Genomic DNA, 19,717 nt, shown 5'->3' on the forward strand with positions numbered 1-19,717 from the left:
CTCCACAAAATCTTATTGGCATGCTGATCCCGGAAGGCTCCATCCCATCCTTTTCCGGTGCAATTTGAGCCTAACATAGTTGACAGCGCTGTCAAATCGGATTTGCTAGCGCTGTCAACTGTAATTATCGATAGGAAATATTTCGCAATTGCGAGATACATTACAGATCGGCATGAGTTTGCTGTATAAATCGAGATGACAATGCGAAGAATAACCTTGGATGACGTGGCAACTCTGGCCGGCGTCAGCCCGATCACAGTTTCACGCGTACTTCGCAAGCCCGATGCGGTCTCGGAGGCGCTGCGGCTGCGTGTCAATGCCGCCGTCCAGGAACTCGGCTATGTGCCGAATATTGCGGCCAGCCGGCTTGCCTCGTCGCGCACGCATGCAATCGGCGTCATTGTACCGACCCTCTATAACGTGATCTTTGCGGAGTATCTCTTCGCTCTACACGACGTGCTTGTCGGGGCGGGCTTTCAGGTCATCGTCGTCAATAGCCGGTATTCAGAACAGGAAGAGGAAAATGCCATCAAGGTACTGCTCGGCCAACGGGTCGAAGCGATCATCATCGCCGGCATTCATCATACGCCGCTTGCCCATCAGCTTCTGATGCGGGCGCATTTGCCCGTTGTCGAGACATTCGAGTTATCGCCCGATCCGATCGACCTCAATATTGGTATGCTGCAAGATCGCGCCGGGCAGGCAGCAACGCAGCATCTCATCGACCGCGGCTTCAAGCGTATCGCCTTTCTGGCGGGCAATCTCGACCATCGTTCCCAGTCCCGCTTCGACGGCTATCGCCTAGCGATGCAGGAAGCGGGCTTGGAGAACCTTGAGATCGTCACCCAGCGGCCGCGGCACAGCTCGGTTGCACTCGGCTCCGATCTCCTGGCCTTCATGCATGAACGTGGCGACCGCCCGGAAGCGATATTCTGCACCGACGACAACGTGGCGCTCGGCGCCATGCAGGAGTGCCGCAAGCGCGGCATCCGCGTGCCTGACGATATCGCCATCATCGGTTTTCATGATCTGGAATTTTCTGCCTGTGCGTCACCATCCCTCTCATCGATCGTGACGAGGCGTTTCGAGACGGGCAAACTTGCCGCCGAAAAGGTGCTGACGGCTCTCAATTCGACGAGCCACCAGCCGCCGAGCCAGATCGATCTTGGTTTCGAGGTCATCGCCCGCGAAAGTACGGGCGTGACCATCAGGCAGCAGCTTGGGCCTCGCTCTTAGCGATCGTGACCGGAACACCCTTGTAGCTCGGCGTGCCCGACTTGCGATCGTAGTGATCGAGCGCGATCACCGCATTCATTTCCGGATAATAGCCGGCCACCGAACCGACGGGGATATTATACTCGACAGCCGTGAAACCAATGACGGTTTTCCCGCCGCCGTTTCCGGTGGCTGAACGGATATCGATCCGGTCTCCGTCACGCAGGCCCCGTTCAGCAAGATCCAGACTGCTCATGAAGATGACATCACGGCGGCCGAAAATACCGCGATATCGATCGTCAAGGCCATAGACGGTCGTGTTGTATTGGTCGTGGCTGCGCAGCGTCGTCAGCACCAGTGTCGTCGGGTCCTTCAGGCGGGGATCTTCGTCGAGACCGGGGGCGATAAGGAAATTCGCCTTTCCGCTCGCCGTCTTCCAGACGCGATAGGCGGCCGGAACATCGAGCCGGAAGCCGCCGCGGACCCGGACGCGACTGTTGAACTCGTGAAAATCCGGAAAGACCACTTCGATCTTTTCTCGGATTCGATCGTAATTGGCGATCAGCCCGTTCCAGTCAATGCCATATTTTGTACCGAGTGTGGCCATCGCAATGCCGGCGATTATGGCGGGCTCGGATTTCAGAAACTCGCTCGGCGGCTTGAGGAAGCCGCGCGAGGCATGCACCATCGACATGGAATCTTCCACCGTTACGGACTGCGGGCCTGATGCCTGCGTGTCGAGGTCGGTCCGCCCGAGGCACGGAAGGATGATCGAGGTCTTTGCCGTCAGGAGATGCGAGCGGTTGAGCTTGGTGGCGATATGGACGGCAAGATCGAGCTTGCGCATCGCCTCGAAGGTGACGTCAGGATCGGACATGGCGACAGCCAGATTGCCGCCGAGGCAAATCAGCGCCCTGGACTTGCCGGTCGCAATTGCCTCGATGGACTCGACCGCATTATGGCCCTTCTCTGCAGAAGGCCGAAAACCGAAGGCGCGTTCCATGCCGTCGAGCAGCGCCTTGTTCGGGATTTCCGTAATGCCGACAGTCCTGTCCCCCTGTACATTGGAGTGGCCACGCAACGGGCAGAGCCCCGCGCCCTGGCGGCCGATATTGCCACGCAGCATTAGGAAATTGGCAAGCTGCTGGACATTCGCCGTTCCGTTGGCGTGTTGTGTGACCCCCATGCCGTAGCAGAGAATGACATTGCGGGCATTGAGATAAACATCGACGGCGCTGTTCAGCGCCTCCATGGTAAGGCCGCTAACGCTGAGGATATCGGCCCAGCTGGCATTGGCGAGATCCACCTTCAGGGAATCGATGCCGACGGTGTGTTCGGTAATGAAGGCCCGGTCGAGAACGCCCTCACCGCCGGCTGCGAGATCGGCCTCGTCGCGCTCGAAGATCAGCTTCATCAGCCCCTTGAGGGCAGCGAGGTCGCCGCCTGTGCGAAGCTGATGATAGGCCGATGCAATGCGTGTCGAGGACAGGGTCACCATTTCCACCGGGTTTTGCGGCGCCGCGAAACGTTCGAGCGCCCGCTCCTTCAGCGGGTTGAAGACAATGATGGGAACACCGCGACGGGACGCCTCATGCAAGGTCGTCATCATGCGGGGATGGTTGGTTCCGGGATTGTGGCCGAAGCTGAAAATGGCGTCGGCATGATCGAAATCCTCAAGCGTCACCGTACCCTTGCCAACCCCGAGCGACAGCGGCAGGCCGACGCTCGTCGCCTCATGGCACATGTTCGAGCAATCGGGGAAATTGTTCGTACCATAGGCCCGCACGAATAGCTGATAGAGGAACGCCGCCTCGTTGGACGCGCGCCCGGACGTGTAGAATTCAGCCTCGTTGGGGCTTGCTAGCTTGTTGAGTTCTGCGCCGATCAAGCCGAAGGCATCATCCCAATCGATCGCCTCATATTTATCCGTGGCGCTATTGTATTTCAAAGGATGCGTCAGCCGACCCTGGTCTTCGAGCTTGTGATCGATCCATTCCCAAAGCTCAGAGACCGTGTGTTCGGCAAAGAATTCCGGCGCGACACGGCGGGCTGTCGATTCCCAGGTGATGGCCTTTGCGCCGTTTTCACAGAATTCGAAGGAAGAGGTGTGCTTCGGATCGGGCCAGGCGCAGCCGGGACAGTCGAAGCCTTCGGGCTGGTTTGCCTTGAGCAGGGTCGTACTTCCCTGCGCGACGATCTGCTGATGCTTCAGCGTTTTCGCCACCGCTTTCAGTGCATCCCATCCGCCTGCGGGGTGACTGTATGCCTCAACGCCTTCCGGACGCTTGTCGCTCATCTTCGCTCTCCGTCTTCAAGATAGCCCGACGATAACAGCGAGTGTCCGGGCGGTGCATTATACTGAGGCATAGGTAGCGCAGCCGCCGACAAAGGCATGGATGTCGTAATCTTTTTCGAAATTCCCAACGCAGAAAAGAACTGCACATATACCAAGCAAATAGATCATTATTTAAGCATTTTCACCGAATGCCTAATAAATTGCCTTTTTAGCTTGTCCGCCTTGCTGCATTGCGTCATAAATGATGCATGAGCCGGCTCGATCTGACCATCCTTGTGATCGATGAAAACACCATTCGCGCCTCCATCATCGAAGAGGGGCTGCGAGAGGCGGGGCATGCGCGCGTGACGGTCATCCATGAAGTCCAAGGCGTGGCGCGTATCATCGATACGCTGCGGCCGGACGTCATCATCATCGATATCGAGAACCCCAATCGCGACATGATGGAGCATCTGTTCCAGTTGACCCGTACCGTCGGCAGGCCGATTGCCATGTTCGTCGACCGCTCGGACACCGCCTCTATAGAGGCCGCGGTTGATGCCGGCGTGTCGGCTTACATCGTCGACGGGTTGAAGAAGGAGCGCGTCAAACCCATTCTTGATATGGCGGTCAGCCGCTTCAATGCCTTCAGCCGGCTGCAGCGCGAACTTGCCGATGCCAAGTCGGCTCTTGAGGAACGCAAGGTCGTCGAACGCGCCAAGGGCATATTGATGAAGATGCGCGGCCTTTCGGAGGAGGAAGCGTTTGCATTGCTTCGTCAGACGGCAATGAACGAGAAGAAGAAAATGTCCGACATCGCCCAGAGCGTCGTGACCGCGGCAGGACTTTTAATGTGATGGCCGGTCCGGTTGCGACTGTCCGGAGGAAGCCGGAGTGAATATGATGACGAAAAGCCTTGATCCCGATGCCGGCCTGCCCGCGCCTGCTCGCGCCAACGGCGAAGGCTCCAGAACGCTGAGGGCCGGCTTCATTCCGCTCGTCGATGCCTCCGTGCTCATCGCCGCAGCGGAATTCGGCTTTGCTGAGCGGGAAGGCCTGACGCTCGATCTCGTCAAGGACGTCTCCTGGGCGAACGTTCGCGACCGCCTCGCTTTCCGGCAGTTCGATATCGCCCACATGCTCTCGCCGATGCCCGTTGCCTCCATGCTCGGCCTCGGCTCCAATCCATCGCCGACGATTACGCCCTTCTCTCTCGGGCGCGGCGGCAATGCGATCACGCTCTCGACCCGCCTGTTCGACAGGATGCGGGACGCCGCTCATCTATCGGAAAGCGCCAGCGCGCTGGAAAACGCCAAGGCACTGGCAAAGGTACTGGCGGAGATGAAGGCAAGCGGCAAGCCACTGCCGACCTTCGGCGTCACCTATCCCTTTTCCTCGCATAATTACGAATTCCGCTACTGGCTCGCCGCCGGCGGCATCGACCCGGACAAGGACGTAAAACTCGTCGTCGTGCCGCCGCCGCTGACCTCGGATGCGCTGGCCGCCGGGGCGATTGACGGATTTTGCGTCGGCGCACCCTGGAACATGGTGGCGTCAGAGCGCGGTGTCGGGCGTATCGTCGCTACCAAACAGGATATCTGGCCATCAGCACCGGAAAAGGTGGTCGGCATGCGCCCGGAATGGGCGGACAGCCATCCGGAAACGGTCTCACGGCTGATTGTCGCTCTCGACGCAGCGGCACGCTGGTGCGACCGGCCGGAAAACCACGATGCGCTTGCCGAGGCCCTGGCGGATGCCCGCTACATAGCAGCACCGGTCCACATCATCCGTCATGTGCTGGCCGGCGAGTTCAGCCTCGATGCAAAGGGGAACCGGCGCATCATCGACAATTACTTCATGTTCCATTCTGGCTTTGCCAATTATCCGCGCACGAGCCAGGCGCTCTGGATCTACAGCCAGATGATCCGCTGGGGCCAGGCCGAACTCGGACTCAACCCCGCACGCGCAGCCGCTTCCGCCTATCGCCCGGACCTTTATCGCACAGCCCTGGGCGAGGGCAGCGCACCTATCGATGCTGACGTGCGCATCGAAGGCGCCGACGAAACCGACCGCTTTATGGACGGCCATGTTTTCGATCCATCGAAACTGCCTGACTATATTGCGGGTTTTGCGGTGAAGAGCGCCCTGCCCTTCATTCCGCATCCTGATGAAACCTGAAAAGGTTGCTGCATTGCATAAATCGCTTGCAGCATTTTCGACCCGCAACTGAGCAATCGCACAAAAGTTTTGCAGAGCAATTTCGTGCTTCGAAAAGCGGCAGCAGGCACAACTCAAAGAAATTTCTTTTTATTTCAATAGCTTGCAGCAACAACAACAAATTGGCACGCCGCTTGCAAGACTAAAACCGCACCGGTCAACGGCGACCAGGTGCGGGATGAGCGCGTAATAAGCGCTTACAACAGACATCGACGTCGCAAGGTTTTTGCTGTCCGGGACTTCTCCCTTCCCGAGGACGCAATCTCCGAGCGGCGTTTTTTTATTTCGAAAATTCCGGCAGCCACCCAGAGGAGCCCGCGCATGACCAAGATTTTCACGACCGCGATCAGCCGTCGCAGCATGCTGAAGACCACCGCCGCCGCCGCCCTCGTGAGCGCCGTTCGGACGGCATTTCCTTCAGGCGCTTTCGCTGCTGCGGCCACACCTGAGGTGACCGGCGTCAAGCTTGGCTTCATCGCTCTGACGGATGCGGCGCCTCTCATCGTCGCCAAGGAAAAAGGTCTGTTCGAAAAGCACGGGCTTCCTGAAGTCGACGTGGCGAAGCAGGCCTCCTGGGGTGCAACGCGTGACAATCTGGTTCTCGGCGGCGCAGCCAATGGCATCGATGGCGCGCATATCCTCTCGCCGCTGCCCTATCTCATGCACACCGGCAAGGTGACCCAGAACAACCAACCGGTGCCGATGGCACTGCTGGCACGTCTGAACTACGACAGCCAGGGCATCTCGGTCGCCAAGGAATATGCCGATACCGGCGTCCAGCTCGACTCCTCCAAGCTGAAAGCCGCTTTCGAGAAGAAGAAGGCCGAGGGCAAGGAGGTTAAGGCCGCCATGACCTTCCCCGGCGGTACGCATGACCTGTGGATCCGCTACTGGCTCGCCGCCGGCGGCATCGATCCGGACAAGGATGTCTCGACCATCGTCGTGCCGCCGCCGCAAATGGTGGCAAACATGAAAGTCGGCAACATGGACGTCTTCTGTGTCGGCGAGCCCTGGAACGAGCAGCTTGTCAACCAGGGCATCGGCTTCACAGCGGCAACGACCGGTGAGCTCTGGAAAGGTCATCCGGAAAAAGCCCTCGGAATGCGCGCCGACTGGGTGGAAAAGAACCCGAATGCCGCCAAGGCCCTGCTGATGGCCATCATGGAAGCCCAGCAATGGTGCGACAGCATGGACAACAAGGAGGAGATGGCGACCATCCTCGGCAAGCGGCAATGGTTCAACGTGCCGCCGAAGGATGTGCTCGGCCGCCTGAAGGGCGACATCAACTACGGCAATGGCCGGGTCGCGCATGGCACTGATCTCTACATGAAATTCTGGGCCGGCGGCGTCTCCTACCCCTTCAAGAGCCACGACACCTGGTTCATGGCGGAGAACATCCGCTGGGGCAAACTCGCGCCGAATACGGATATCAAGGCGCTGGTCGACAAGGTCAACCGCGAGGACATCTGGCGCGAGGCTGCAAAGGACCTCGGCGTCGGCGCGGCCGACATTCCGGCCTCGACGTCGCGCGGCAAGGAGACCTTCTTCGACGGCAAGGTCTTCGATCCGGAGAACCCCTCTGCCTATCTCGACAGCCTCTCCATCAAGGCCGCTTCGTAACCCCCGCCTCCGGCGCGTGAGGCGCGCGCCGGCCTTTTATTCCATGAAGGAGCGAACGTATGTCAGCGCTTGCAAAGAATGAAACCATCAAGGCGGCTGTTGCGCCGAAGACGGCCAATGTCGTCCATCTCGCAAAGAAGCCTGCGCGCAAGATCGATCTGCGGCTCCTTTTGGTCGCTGCCGCCCGCAATATCGTGCCACCGCTGATCGTTCTCGCGATCATTCTCGGCCTCTGGCAGATCCTCTGTTCCTCGCCGAACGCCTCGCTGCCATCGCCGCACCAGGTCTGGCAGGAAAGCTATGATCTGATCGCCTATCCTTTCTTCAACTACGGATCTCAGGATATCGGTCTCGGCTGGCGCGTACTGGTTTCGCTGCAGCGGGTTGCCTATGGCTTCGGCCTTGCAGCCGTAGCCGGCATCGTCATCGGCGCCGTTATCGGCCAATCGGTCTGGGCGATGCGTGGCCTCGATCCGATCTTTCAGGTGCTGCGCACCGTGCCGCCGCTTGCTTGGCTGCCGCTGTCGCTCGCGGCCTTCCAGGACAGCAATCCTTCGGCGATCTTCGTGATCTTCATCACTTCGATCTGGCCGGTCATCATCAATACCGCCGTCGGCGTGCGCAATATCCCTCAGGATTATCGCAACGTCGCCGAAGTGTTGCGGCTCAACCAGTTCGAGTTCTTCTTCAAGATCATGCTGCCCTCGGCAGCCCCCTACATCTTCACCGGCCTGCGCATCGGCATCGGCCTTTCATGGCTGGCGATCGTCGCTGCCGAAATGCTGACCGGCGGCGTCGGCATCGGCTTCTTCATCTGGGATGCGTGGAACTCGTCCCGCCTGCCCGACATCATCGTGGCGCTTGCCTATATCGGCGTCGTCGGCTTCGCCCTCGACAAGCTCGTGTCCGCCGTCGGCAAACTCGTCACGCGCGGCGCCTAGGCCAATTGAGGGGATCGACCATGAATGCCTATCTGAAACTCGACCATATCGACAAACATTTCGATCGGGCGGGCGCCCGCACCGAGGTGTTGAAGGATATCAACCTCGTCATCGACAAGGGCGAATTCGTCTCGATCATCGGCCATTCCGGCTGCGGCAAGTCCACGCTGCTCAACCTGATCGCCGGCCTGACGCCTGTCTCGAAGGGAGCCGTGCTGCTCGAAAACCGCGAGGTCAATGAGCCTGGCCCCGAACGCGCCGTCGTCTTCCAGAACCATTCGCTGCTGCCCTGGCTGACAGTCTATGAAAACGTCAATCTCGCCGTCTCGAAGGTCTTCAGCAATAAGAAGAGCAAGGCGGAGCGCCACGACTGGGTCATGGCCAATCTCGACCTCGTGCAGATGGCTCATGCAAAAGACAGGCGCCCCTCCGAAATATCAGGCGGCATGAAGCAGCGCGTCGGCATTGCCCGGGCACTCTCGATGGAGCCGAAGATCCTTCTGCTCGACGAGCCCTTCGGCGCGCTCGACGCACTGACCCGTGCGCATCTGCAGGACGCCGTGATGGAAATTCACGCCCGGCTCGGCAATACGATGGTCATGATCACCCATGACGTCGACGAGGCCGTACTGCTTTCCGACCGCATCGTGATGATGACCAACGGCCCCGCCGCCCGCATCGGCGAAGTGCTGGACGTGCCGATCGCCCGGCCGCGCAACCGTATCGAACTCGCCTCCGACCGAACCTACCTCAAATGCCGCGAAGCCGTGCTGAAGTTCCTCTACGAACGTCACCGCTTCGTCGAAGCCGCGGAGTAAACCATGACCGAAAAACTCGTCATCATCGGTAACGGCATGGCGCCTGGGCGCATGCTGGAACACCTCTTCGAACAGGCGCCGGGCCGCTATCAGGTCACGATCTTCAACGCCGAGCCGCGCGTCAATTACGATCGCATCATGCTCTCGCCGGTCCTCTCGGGCGAAAAGACCTACGAGCAGATCGTCATCCATGGCGATGGCTGGTACATCGACCACGGCATCACCCTCTACAAGGGCCACAAGATCGTCTCGATCGACCGCGACAGGAAGACGGTTACGTCGGATCATGGTGTGACCGAGAGCTATGACAAGCTCGTCATCGCCACCGGCTCCGTGCCCTTCATCATTCCCGTTCCCGGCAAGGATCTGCCCGGCGTCATCACCTATCGCGACCTCGATGACGTGCAGGCCATGCTGCTCGCCGCCCAGTCGCGGCAGAAGGCGATCGTCATCGGCGGCGGTCTGCTCGGGCTCGAAGCGGCCGCCGGCCTCGCCCAGCGGGGCATGGATGTCACCGTATTGCACGTCATGCCGACGCTGATGGAGCGCCAGCTTGATCCCGCCGCCGGCTACCTCTTACAGAAGGCAGTTGAGGAACGCGGCATCAAGGTCATCTGCAAGGCCAACACCAAGCAGATCATCGGCAACGGCAAAGTGGAAGGCGTCGAGCTCGACAACGGCACGGTCATTCCGGCGACACTTGTCGTCATGGCGGTCGGCATTCGCCCGAACGTCAATCTCGCCAAGGAAGCCGGACTTGCGGTTAATCGCGGGATCGTCGTCGATGCCGGCATGCAGACCTCCGATGGCGACATCTACTCGCTCGGCGAATGCGCCGAAGTCGGCGGCATGGTCTACGGTCTTGTCGCACCGCTCTACGAGATGGCCCGCGTGGCAGCCTCCCATCTGGCGGGCGATACGAAGCCGGGCTTCGTGCATTCCGATACACCGACCAAACTCAAAGTTACCGGCATCGAGCTCTATTCTCTGGGTGATTTCGCCGACGGTGATGACCGGCAGGAAATCGTGCTGCGCGATGCAACTGCGGGCGTCTACAAGCGCTTGGTGCTGAAGGACAACCGCATTATCGGCACGGTGCTTTATGGCGAAACCTCCGACGGCGCCTGGTTCAACGATCTCAAGAAAAAGGCGGTCGACATCTCTGAGATGCGCGACACTCTGATCTTCGGCCAGGCCTATCAGGGAGGGTCCCCGCTGGACCCTATGGCGGCCGTTGCAGCCTTGCCGGATGATGCGGAAATCTGCGGCTGCAACGGCGTCTGCAAGGGCAAAATCACTTCAACGATTACGGCCAAGGGCCTGACATCGCTCGATGATGTGCGCGCCCACACCAAGGCTTCCGCCTCCTGCGGCTCCTGCACCGGCCTTGTCGAGCAGCTCATGTCCTTGACGCTGGGTGATGCCTATAATCCGAAAGCCGTGCAGCCTATGTGCACTTGCACGGAACTCGGCCATGACGATGTGCGCCGCCTGATCAAGGCGAAAAAGCTGAAGACCATACCCGCCATTATGCAGGAGCTGGAATGGAAGACATCCGGCGGCTGCGCCAAATGTCGCCCGGCACTCAACTACTATCTCGTCTGTGACTGGCCGGATGAATATGCCGACGACTATCAGTCGCGCTTCATCAACGAACGCGTTCACGCCAATATCCAGAAGGATGGCACCTATTCCGTCGTGCCACGCATGTGGGGCGGGGTGACCAATTCCGGCGAGCTGCGCGCCATCGCCGATGTGGTCGACAAGTTCGCGATCCCGATGGTCAAAGTGACCGGCGGCCAGCGCATAGACCTGCTCGGCGTCGAAAAAGAAGACCTGCCGGCCGTCTGGGCCGATCTCGGCAAGGCCGGCTTCATCTCCGGCCAGGCCTATGCCAAGGGCCTGCGCACGGTGAAGACCTGCGTCGGCTCTGACTGGTGCCGCTTCGGCACGCAGGATTCCACCGGTCTCGGCATTCGCATCGAGAAATTCATGTGGGGCTCCTGGACACCGGCCAAATTGAAGATGGCAGTCTCCGGATGTCCGCGAAACTGCGCGGAGGCCACCTGCAAGGATATCGGCGTCATCTGTGTGGATTCCGGCTTCGAGATCCATTTCGCCGGCGCTGCAGGTCTCGACATCAAGGGCACGGAGGTGCTCGGCCTGGTGAAGACAGAGGACGAAGCGCTCGAACATATCGTGGCGCTGACCCAGATGTATCGCGAGCAGGGCCGCTATCTCGAGCGCATCTACAAATGGGCCAAGCGCATCGGCCTCGATGAGATCCGCCGGCAGATCATGGAGGATCACGACAAGCGCAAGGCCTATTACGAGCGCTTCGTCTTTTCCCAGAAGTTCGCCCAGGTCGACCCCTGGTCGGAGCGCGTCTCCGGCAAGGACAAGCACGAATTCCGGCCGATGGCGACCATCGGCTTCAATCAGGCAGCCGAGTGAGGAGATCAACCATGAACTGGCACCCGATCGGCGAGATCTCCGATATTCCTTTGCGTGGCTCCCGCTGCGTGAAGACCCCGCATATGAATATCGCCGTCTTCCGCACGGGCGAGGACGAGGTCTATGCGATCGAAAACCGCTGCCCGCACAAGGGCGGGCCGCTTTCCGAGGGCATCGTGCATGGAAATGCCGTCACCTGCCCACTACACAACTGGGTGATTTCGCTGGAGACCGGCAAGGCACTCGGCGCCGATGACGGCGCGGTGCGTACGATCCCGCTCAGGAACGAGGGCGGCAGGCTCTATATCGCGCTCGAAAGCCTCGTTATGGCGGCCGAATGATGGGAGCGGAGGTCAGGACCACCTGCCCCTATTGCGGTGTCGGCTGCGGCGTGATCGCCCGGGTTGACGAGGCCGGCACCGTGACAGTGAAGGGCGACCCGGAGCATCCGGCTAATTTCGGGCGGCTCTGTTCCAAAGGTTCGGCGCTTGCCGAAACCATCGATCTCGACGGTCGGCTGCTCCATCCTGAAATCGATGGCAGACAGGCGGGCTGGGATGAGGCACTCGATCTTGTCGCCAGCAGGTTTTCCGAGACCATTGCCGAACACGGCCCTGATGCTGTCGCCTTCTATGTCTCGGGCCAGCTTCTGACCGAGGATTACTACGTCGCCAACAAGCTAATGAAGGGCTTCATCGGCTCTGCGAATATCGACACCAATTCCCGCCTCTGCATGTCTTCCTCGGTCGCCGGCCATCGACGTGCTTTCGGCTCGGATACGGTTCCCGGCCTCTACGAGGATCTGGAGCTCGCCGACCTCGTCGTGTTGACAGGCTCTAACCTCGCCTGGTGCCATCCGGTTATCTACCAGCGGCTCGCTGCCGCCAAGGCGGCCCGGGCGGGCCTGAAAATCGTCGTCATCGATCCGCGCCGGACGATGACCTGTGACATTGCCGACCTGCATCTTGCCATTCGGCCGGATGGCGACGTGGCGCTCTTCATGGGACTGCTCGCCCATCTCGCGGCAAGCCCCGCCATCGACCAGAACTATATCGGTGCCCACACGGAAGGTTTTGGAGCGGCCTTCGCCGCTGCCGCTGCACTAACGGTAGACGACCTGCTTGAGCGCACTGGCCTGCCAGCCATGCAGGTGAGAGAGTTCTTCCGCCTGTTCGAGACGACCGAGAAGGTCGTCACCTGCTACAGCCAGGGCGTCAACCAGTCCGCTTCCGGCACCGACAAGGTCAATGCCATCATCAACTGCCATCTGGCGACGGCGCGCATCGGCCGACCCGGCATGGGGCCGTTTTCGTTGACCGGTCAACCGAACGCCATGGGTGGTCGCGAGGTCGGCGGGCTCGCAAACATGCTGGCCGCCCATATGGCGATCGAAAGCGCTGACGATCGCGACCGGGTGCAGCGCTTCTGGAATGCGCCTGATATTGTCGCCAAACCCGGCCTGAAGGCCGTCGATCTGTTCCGCGCCGTCGAGGAGGGGCGCGTCAAGGCGCTCTGGATCATGGCGACCAATCCGGTCGTTTCCCTACCGGATGCCCGCCGCGTCGAGGCGGCGATTGCCGCCTGCCCCTTCGTGGTCGTGTCCGACATGTTGCGCGAGACCGATACGACGCGGCACGCGCATGTGCTGCTGCCCTCCCTCGGCTGGGGCGAGAAGGACGGAACGGTCACCAATTCGGAACGTCGCATATCGAGGCAACGCCCCTTTCTCGCTCTGCCGGGAGAAGCGCGCGCCGACTGGTGGCAGATGGCAGAGGTCGGTCGCCGGATGGGCTTTAACGCCTTCGACTACACGTCTCCGGCCGATATTTTCGCCGAGCACGCGGCACTCTCCGCCTTCGAGAATGATGGCAGCCGCGACTTCGACATCGGCGCCTACGCCGAGATGGAAGCACCAGCCTATGACGCACTGAAACCATTCCAGTGGCCGCAGCCTTCCGGAACGGAAAAAAGGGAAACGCGGTTCTTCGCCGAGGGTGGTTTCTTCCATCCCGATCGCAAGGCGTGTTTCGTCGCCGTCGAAGCGACAGCAACCGACAGAACAGATTCGGCCTATCCCTTCACGCTGAATACCGGCCGCATCCGCGACCAGTGGCACACCATGACGCGAACGGGAAAGAGCGCGCGGCTGTCATCCCATATCGCCGAGCCTTTTGCGGAAATCCATCCGTGTGACGCGATGGAACTCGGCGTGGCCGATGCCGCCCTCGTGCAGATCGAGAGCAGCTATGGCAAGGCCATCATCCGCGCGCTGGTGACCGACCGGCAGGCACGCGGCAGCGTTTTTGTGCCGATGCATTGGAGCGACCAGAATTCGGCTGAGGCGCGGATCGGTGCCGTCGTCAAACCCGCGACGGACCCCGTTTCTGGTCAGCCCGCCTCGAAGAATGTCGCGGTTGCCGTCAGCCGCTATCGCGCTGCCACTTACGGCTTCGCCGTCAGCATGGCAAAGCCTGATGTGGCGGGCGCGGACTATTGGGCACTCGCCAAGGCCGATGGCGGATGGCGGTTGGAGCTTGCGTTCCACGACGGCATCGAAGACTGGACGGCCTGGAGCCGGAAGAGCTTCGGCATTGCCGACCATATCGAGCCCCTAGGTTACGCCGACCAGCAATCCGGCGACCGGCGGATCGCCTTCTTCGACGGAGAGAGGCTGCTGGCCGCGCTCTTCCTTGCAAGGGAGCCGGTTGCCGTCGCGCGCAACTGGGCGGTGTCGCAGCTGACCGCCGATCACAGCGATCTGCGGCGCCGCTTTGCCATCATCGCCGGCCGGCCGGGCGCCGACAGGCCGGATCCGGGTGCGACGGTCTGTTCCTGTTTCAGCGTCGGCGTCAACCAGATCGTCGCCGCCGTCCGCTCCGGCTGCCGCAGCGTCGAAGCGATTGGCAACGAACTCAAGGCCGGCACCAATTGCGGTTCTTGCCGCGCCGAAATCAGGGGGATCATCAATGCCTGTGTTGCAGACGCTGCCGAATAATGTTGCCGACCGGGCGCCCGCCCGCATGGCGCCGCTTGCCAAGCTGCCGGTCTTCTGGTCGCTTGCCGCGCAACGGGTGATCGTCGTTGGCGGCTCGGATGCCTGTGCCTGGAAGGCGGAACTGCTGGCCGCCTGCGGTGCGAAGGTCGATATCTATGCCGAGCACCTCGGCGAAGCCTGTGTCACCCTCATTGAGCGCGGCTCATCGCATCCGGATGGTGCGTTTATCTACCATCCGACGGCATGGAGCGAAGATATTTTTGCAGGCGCGGCGCTTGCCATAGCGGACTGCGAGGATGAGGCCGAGGCTCGAACATTTTTCGAAGCGGCGCAGCGAGCCAGCGTTCCCGTCAACATCATCGACAAGCCTGCTTTCTGCCAGTTCCAGTTCGGTTCCATCGTCAACCGCTCGCCTGTCGTGGTGTCGATCTCGACGGATGGCGCCGCCCCCATTCTCGCCCAGGCCATTCGCCGCCGCATCGAGACGCTGCTGCCGACATCCCTGAAGTCCTGGGCGGTGCTTGCCCAGTCACTGCGCGAAGAAATCGCCCTTCGTCTGAAGCCCGGCGCAGAGCGCCGCGCCTTCTGGGAGCGTTTTGTCGATCGCGCTTTCGGAGCTGAACCGACGGAAGCAAGCGCTCGCGATCTGCTTGCCGATGTGGAAAGGCCAGCTCGGGCGTGCCCCGTCGGGCGGGTGACACTTGTCGGCGCCGGTCCGGGCGATGCGGAATATCTGACGCTGAAGGCCGTGCGGGCATTGCAGGCCGCCGATGTCATCCTGTTCGATGATCTGGTGTCGGATGAGGTTCTGGAACTGGCGCGGCGCGAGGCAAAGCGCCTGCTCGTCGGCAAACGTGGCGGACGCACAAGCTGCCGCCAAGAAGACATCAACGAGATGATGCTGACCTTCGCCAAGGCCGGCAAGAATGTTGCCCGGCTGAAATCTGGCGACCCGATGATCTTCGGCCGCGCCGGCGAGGAGATCGCCTATCTGAAGCAGCATAATATCCCGGTCGAGGTCATCCCCGGCATCACGGCGGCCAGCGCGATGGCGTCGCGGCTCGGCGTGTCCTTGACGCATCGCGATCATGCGCAGAGCGTCCAATTCGTCACCGGACATTCGCGTCACGGCAACTTGCCTGACACGATCGACTGGCAGGCGATCGCAGACACAAGAAAAACGACGATCTTCTACATGGGCGGACGCACTGCTGGAGCGATCCAGAACAAGCTGATCGAGGCCGGCCTCGATGCAAAAACGCCCGTCGTGATCGTCAGCTCTGTTGCCAATGCCGACGAGCGGCGCTGGGGCGGCAGTCTCAATGATCTTTCTTCAGCCATGGCCGGAATCGGCCTCGACCGGCCCGTGCTGATCGGCGTCGGAGAGGTTTTTGCTGCTTGTGATCAAGCGAAGGAAGACTATCTGCCTGTTGCGGCCCAGGCTTAATGAGACGCCAGGCCTCTCCGGGACCGATATCATAGAACTCGTGGATTGACGGGAGATCGACAGGTCAACGATCCGACCGCAGACCATGATCTAATCAATGACAAGAGGCAGAATTTCGCTCAAACATGTTCTCCGTCATTCTTCGATTCCCTTTCAGGCGACGCGAGATCTCACATGCCCTCGAAACTGAACCGCAAATTGCAGATGCCCCGCCGCGACGATCTTGGTCTTCTGACGATCGCTAACGGCTCCGGCCTCTCCATATCGGCGCTACTGAACGGCACGCTGTTTTCCATCGATTATGGCGATAGCCTCGGATCGGTGCAGATCAATCAAATCCAGGGATCGCCGCTTTCCGGCAGTGTCGGACGCCTCTATCTGCGGATCGGCGGCAAGAAGCCTGCCGTTGCAGAGATCGTCGGACCTCGGGCGCAGGGTCGCTTCGGCCATAGTGAGGCAGGCTTCTCCTGGAGCGGCGACATCGGAGACATCCGCTATCATGTGAGCCTCGTGCTTGCCCCCTCCGAAACGACATGGTTCTGGCATGTCACGCTAACGCATTCCGGTAAGGAAAGGCTGCCGGCCGATCTCGTTCTGGTTCAGGATATCGGCCTCGGCGACCGCGGTTTCCTGATGAACAGCGAAGCCTATGCCTCGCAATATGTCGACCATCACATCGCCGAGCATCCGGCCTTCGGGCCTGTGGTGATGAACCGGCAGAACCTCAAGCAGGGCGGCGGGCGCAATCCGTGGCTCGCACAGGGTTGCCTAGAAGGTGTTGCCGCTTACGCTACCGATGCGATCCAGCTGGTCAAATCGGCCGCCGGCAAGGACGACCTTCTGGTTGGTCCCTTCGGCAGCGACCTGCCAAGCCAACGCCGGCAACATGAAATGGCCTGCCCGGCCCTTCAGTCCAAACCGCTCTCCATTTCTGCCGAAGGCGTGACCGCGACCTTCTTCGGCCTGTTCCTCAACGATCATCAGGCAGCCTCCGACAATAGCGATCTTTCTCGCCTCGACCATCTGCGTGCCATCGCAAAGAAGGCATCAGGTCCGGCTGGGCAAGTGCCGTCGCGCAGCATCCTGCAGGATGCCGGACTGCTCACCGTTGAGGCGCTGGACGACAAGACGCTCGCCCGCCTCTATCCCGAGCGCATGCTCGAAGAGCGCGTCGACGGAAAACTCATCTCCTTCTTCGTGCCCGAGGGTGCTCTCAACCGTCACGTGGTTCTGCAGGAGAAGGATCTGCAGGTGGCGCGCCGTCACGGCGCGATCGTGCGCAGCGGCCAGAACATGCTGCTCGACGATGTGACACTGGCATCGACCTGCTGGATGCAGGGCATATTTGCCGCGCAGCTGACGATCGGCAACACGTCCTTCCACAAGCTGTTTTCCGTCTCGCGCGAGCCCTACAATCTGACGCGGACGAGCGGGCTACGCATTCTTGCCGATGCCGGTCAGGGCTGGCAGCTTCTCGGCGTGCCTTCAGCCTTCGACATGGGCCTCAGCGACTGCCGTTGGATCTATCGCCTTGGCGACCGCACCATCACCGTCACGGCGGCAGCGTCAGGCGAAGATCCCGCCATGCAATGGGCCGTCTCCGTCGAGGGCAAGCCCTGCCGCTTCCTGGTCTTCGGCCACCTCGTTCTCGGCGAGCGTGAATATGACACAAGCGGCTACGCCGAATTCGACGATGAAACCAAGCGCATCCGCTTCCGCCCGGACCCGCACTGGCTCTGGGGCGAGCGTTTTCCCGATGCCAGCTACTGGCTGGTGAGCTCCACGCCTGACGCCGTCGAGGCTGTCGGCGGCGATGAGCTTCTTTACGAGGATGGCGTTGCCCGCAACGGCGCCTACATTGCCCTGCGCTCCCACGAGACACAATCGCTCGCCTTCGCCGTCGTCGGCTCGATGACGGACATGGCAGAGGCCGAGCGTCTGGCCGAACGCTATGCAGGCGGTGTCACGCAGGAGGCGATGCTCGTTCCAGCTTCGCGTTTCTGGCAGCACGCCATTCGCAGCCTGACACTCGACAAGCCCAAAGCCGAGGCGGTGGCGCATGCCGCGATCCTGCCCTGGCTCGCACACGATGCGATCGTACATCTGAGCATACCGCACGGGCTGGAGCAATATACGGGTGCGGCCTGGGGCACGCGCGATGCCTGCCAGGGACCGGTGGAATTCCTGCTCGCCTATGAGCATGACCGCGAAGCCAAGGAAGTGGTGAAGACAGTCTTCAGCGAGCAGTACCTCGAAAAAGGCGACTGGCCGCAATGGTTCATGCTGGAGCCCTATTCCAATATCCGCTCCGGTGACAGCCACGGCGATATTGTCGTCTGGCCGCTGAAGGCGCTCTGCGACTACATCGAAGCGACCGGCGACCTTGCCATCCTCGATGAGAAGGTCGCCTGGCGCGACGACAAGACCATGGGCAGGGCACCGGCCGATACGATCGCCGTGCACGTCGACAAGTTGCTCGACACCGTGCGCGAACGCTTCATTCCCGGCACGCATCTGATCCGATATGGCGAGGGCGACTGGAATGATTCCCTGCAGCCAGCCGATCCGCATCTGCGCGACTGGATGGTGAGCAGCTGGACCGTGTCCCTGCTCTACGAACAGATCGTGCGCTATTCCGCCATCCTTCGCCGGATCGGGAAGGGTGCTGACGCCACGGAACTGCGCAAAATCGCCACCGCAATGCGGCGCGACTTCAACAAACACCTCATCCGCGATGGTGTCGTCGCCGGCTACGGTATCTTCGATCCCACCCATGATAGCGTCGAGCTGCTGCTGCATCCAGACGACCAGCGCACCGGGCTGCACTATTCGCTGATTTCGATGACGCAGGCCATGCTCGGCAAACTGTTCACGCCTGAGCAGCGACAGGTGCACATGAAACTGATCGAAAAGCACCTGCTCTTTCCCGATGGCGTACGCCTGATGGAAAAGCCCGCAACCTATGCCGGCGGTCCGGAAACACTGTTCCGGCGCGCGGAATCCTCATCCTTCTTCGGCCGCGAGATCGGCCTCATGTATGCGCATGCGCATCTACGCTACTGCGAGACATTGGCAATCGCCGAGGATGCAAAGGCTCTCTGGAAGACGATCGGCCTCGTCAATCCAATCGCTGTCACGGACGCCCTGCCACATGCGTCGCTGCGCCAGCGCAATACCTATTTCAGCAGCAGCGATGCCGCCTTCCCTGATCGCTATCAGGCGACGAGCGACTGGGACCAGGTCAAGAAGGGTGAGATCGACGTCGATGGCGGCTGGCGCATCTATTCTAGCGGCCCCGGTCTCTATGCCCGGAGTTTCGTCGAAAACATCCTCGGCTTCAAGCGCCGCTTCGGGCGGCGCAGGCGCCTGCCGCTGCTGCCGTCTTCCGCCTCGATCACCATCAAGACGGATCATGCGCCCTGGCGCCGGCTGAAAGTGCCGTCGAAGGCACCAAAGCGCTAGGATTAATCAACATCACCCTATGTGTCATGAACGGCAGGCCCTTACCGGCCTGCCGTCGTCTTTTGCGCGACTGCACCAACACGAAACCCTACGGATCATATCAATTGTTCTTCCTGCAACGGTGTCGAAGCGTTGAAGGTTCGGGAAAAGGCCACCTAAGCTTCTCTTATATAATTTATATATCTCAACAGCTTATGCGCATTCTGTTTGTTTATCGATAAAAACACTTGTTCGACGCAAAATAGATGATAACGTTTCAATTAAATTGAATGC

The 19,717-nt window shown here is 60.6% G+C and carries 12 protein-coding genes; 11 read left to right on the forward strand and 1 reads right to left on the reverse strand.

Annotated elements, in window-relative coordinates:
• Positions 1-201: 201 nt before the first annotated feature.
• Positions 202-1,236 carry a LacI family DNA-binding transcriptional regulator gene (locus PMI11_RS11310; protein WP_007816827.1) on the forward strand — a complete coding sequence of 345 codons (1,035 nt, stop codon included), beginning with the start codon at positions 202-204 and terminating at the stop codon, positions 1,234-1,236.
• Here PMI11_RS11310 and PMI11_RS11315 read toward each other — a convergent pair.
• Positions 1,208-3,511, reverse strand: a complete 2,304-nt coding sequence (locus PMI11_RS11315) for an FdhF/YdeP family oxidoreductase (protein WP_007816829.1) — start codon at positions 3,509-3,511, stop codon at positions 1,208-1,210. The two genes, PMI11_RS11310 and PMI11_RS11315, sit on opposite strands and share 29 nt — an antisense overlap.
• A 248-nt stretch (positions 3,512-3,759) precedes the next feature.
• On the opposite strand from PMI11_RS11315, the gene PMI11_RS11320 reads away from it, so the two are divergent.
• The 10 genes from PMI11_RS11320 (at position 3,760) to PMI11_RS11365 (ending at position 19,444) form a co-directional block, all read left to right on the forward strand.
• On the forward strand, positions 3,760-4,347 hold the full coding sequence (locus tag PMI11_RS11320; RefSeq protein ID WP_007816832.1) for an ANTAR domain-containing response regulator: 588 nt from the start codon (positions 3,760-3,762) through the stop codon (positions 4,345-4,347).
• Positions 4,348-4,384: 37 nt separating this feature from the next.
• Positions 4,385-5,668 carry a CmpA/NrtA family ABC transporter substrate-binding protein gene (locus PMI11_RS11325; protein WP_193385603.1) on the forward strand — a complete coding sequence of 428 codons (1,284 nt, stop codon included), beginning with the start codon at positions 4,385-4,387 and terminating at the stop codon, positions 5,666-5,668.
• A 360-nt stretch (positions 5,669-6,028) separates the two neighbouring features.
• Complete coding sequence (locus tag PMI11_RS11330) at positions 6,029-7,327, forward strand: CmpA/NrtA family ABC transporter substrate-binding protein (RefSeq protein WP_007816837.1); 1,299 nt, start codon at positions 6,029-6,031, stop codon at positions 7,325-7,327.
• A gap of 59 nt (positions 7,328-7,386) precedes the next feature.
• Positions 7,387-8,268 carry a nitrate ABC transporter permease gene (gene ntrB, locus PMI11_RS11335; protein ID WP_007816839.1) on the forward strand — a complete coding sequence of 294 codons (882 nt, stop codon included), beginning with the start codon at positions 7,387-7,389 and terminating at the stop codon, positions 8,266-8,268.
• Between the two features lie 20 nt (positions 8,269-8,288).
• Entirely contained in the window at positions 8,289-9,086 is a 798-nt protein-coding gene (locus tag PMI11_RS11340) for an ABC transporter ATP-binding protein (RefSeq protein ID WP_007816841.1), read from the forward strand.
• 3 nt (positions 9,087-9,089) lie between these two features.
• Positions 9,090-11,540 carry a nitrite reductase large subunit NirB gene (gene nirB, locus PMI11_RS11345; RefSeq protein ID WP_007816843.1) on the forward strand — a complete coding sequence of 817 codons (2,451 nt, stop codon included), beginning with the start codon at positions 9,090-9,092 and terminating at the stop codon, positions 11,538-11,540.
• A gap of 11 nt (positions 11,541-11,551) precedes the next feature.
• Positions 11,552-11,881 (forward strand): nitrite reductase small subunit NirD, encoded by a 330-nt coding sequence (nirD, locus tag PMI11_RS11350; protein WP_007816845.1) that lies wholly within the window; start codon positions 11,552-11,554, stop codon positions 11,879-11,881.
• Complete coding sequence (locus PMI11_RS11355; RefSeq protein ID WP_037071163.1) at positions 11,881-14,535, forward strand: nitrate reductase; 2,655 nt, start codon at positions 11,881-11,883, stop codon at positions 14,533-14,535. Before nirD ends, PMI11_RS11355 begins: the two co-directional genes overlap by 1 nt.
• Positions 14,507-15,982 carry a siroheme synthase CysG gene (gene cysG, locus PMI11_RS11360; RefSeq protein WP_007816849.1) on the forward strand — a complete coding sequence of 492 codons (1,476 nt, stop codon included), beginning with the start codon at positions 14,507-14,509 and terminating at the stop codon, positions 15,980-15,982. Before PMI11_RS11355 ends, cysG begins: the two co-directional genes overlap by 29 nt.
• Positions 15,983-16,156: 174 nt before the next feature.
• On the forward strand, positions 16,157-19,444 hold the full coding sequence (locus tag PMI11_RS11365) for a GH36-type glycosyl hydrolase domain-containing protein (protein ID WP_007816851.1): 3,288 nt from the start codon (positions 16,157-16,159) through the stop codon (positions 19,442-19,444).
• The last annotated feature ends 273 nt before the right edge of the window (positions 19,445-19,717 follow it).

The sequence above is a fragment of the Rhizobium sp. CF142 genome, from assembly GCF_000281145.1.
Classification (GTDB): domain Bacteria; phylum Pseudomonadota; class Alphaproteobacteria; order Rhizobiales; family Rhizobiaceae; genus Rhizobium.

Bases quoted from the DNA above. Each gene is read 5' to 3' on its own strand.
- PMI11_RS11310 (WP_007816827.1), top strand. From the start codon at position 202: ATGCGAAGAATAACCTTGGATGACGTGGCAACTCTGGCCGGCGTCAGC.
- PMI11_RS11315 (WP_007816829.1), bottom strand. From the start codon at position 3,511: ATGAGCGACAAGCGTCCGGAAGGCGTTGAGGCATACAGTCACCCCGCA.
- PMI11_RS11320 (WP_007816832.1), top strand. From the start codon at position 3,760: ATGAGCCGGCTCGATCTGACCATCCTTGTGATCGATGAAAACACCATT.
- PMI11_RS11330 (WP_007816837.1), top strand. From the start codon at position 6,029: ATGACCAAGATTTTCACGACCGCGATCAGCCGTCGCAGCATGCTGAAG.
- ntrB (WP_007816839.1), top strand. From the start codon at position 7,387: ATGTCAGCGCTTGCAAAGAATGAAACCATCAAGGCGGCTGTTGCGCCG.
- PMI11_RS11340 (WP_007816841.1), top strand. From the start codon at position 8,289: ATGAATGCCTATCTGAAACTCGACCATATCGACAAACATTTCGATCGG.
- nirB (WP_007816843.1), top strand. From the start codon at position 9,090: ATGACCGAAAAACTCGTCATCATCGGTAACGGCATGGCGCCTGGGCGC.
- nirD (WP_007816845.1), top strand. From the start codon at position 11,552: ATGAACTGGCACCCGATCGGCGAGATCTCCGATATTCCTTTGCGTGGC.
- PMI11_RS11355 (WP_037071163.1), top strand. From the start codon at position 11,881: ATGGGAGCGGAGGTCAGGACCACCTGCCCCTATTGCGGTGTCGGCTGC.
- cysG (WP_007816849.1), top strand. From the start codon at position 14,507: ATGCCTGTGTTGCAGACGCTGCCGAATAATGTTGCCGACCGGGCGCCC.
- PMI11_RS11365 (WP_007816851.1), top strand. From the start codon at position 16,157: ATGCCCTCGAAACTGAACCGCAAATTGCAGATGCCCCGCCGCGACGAT.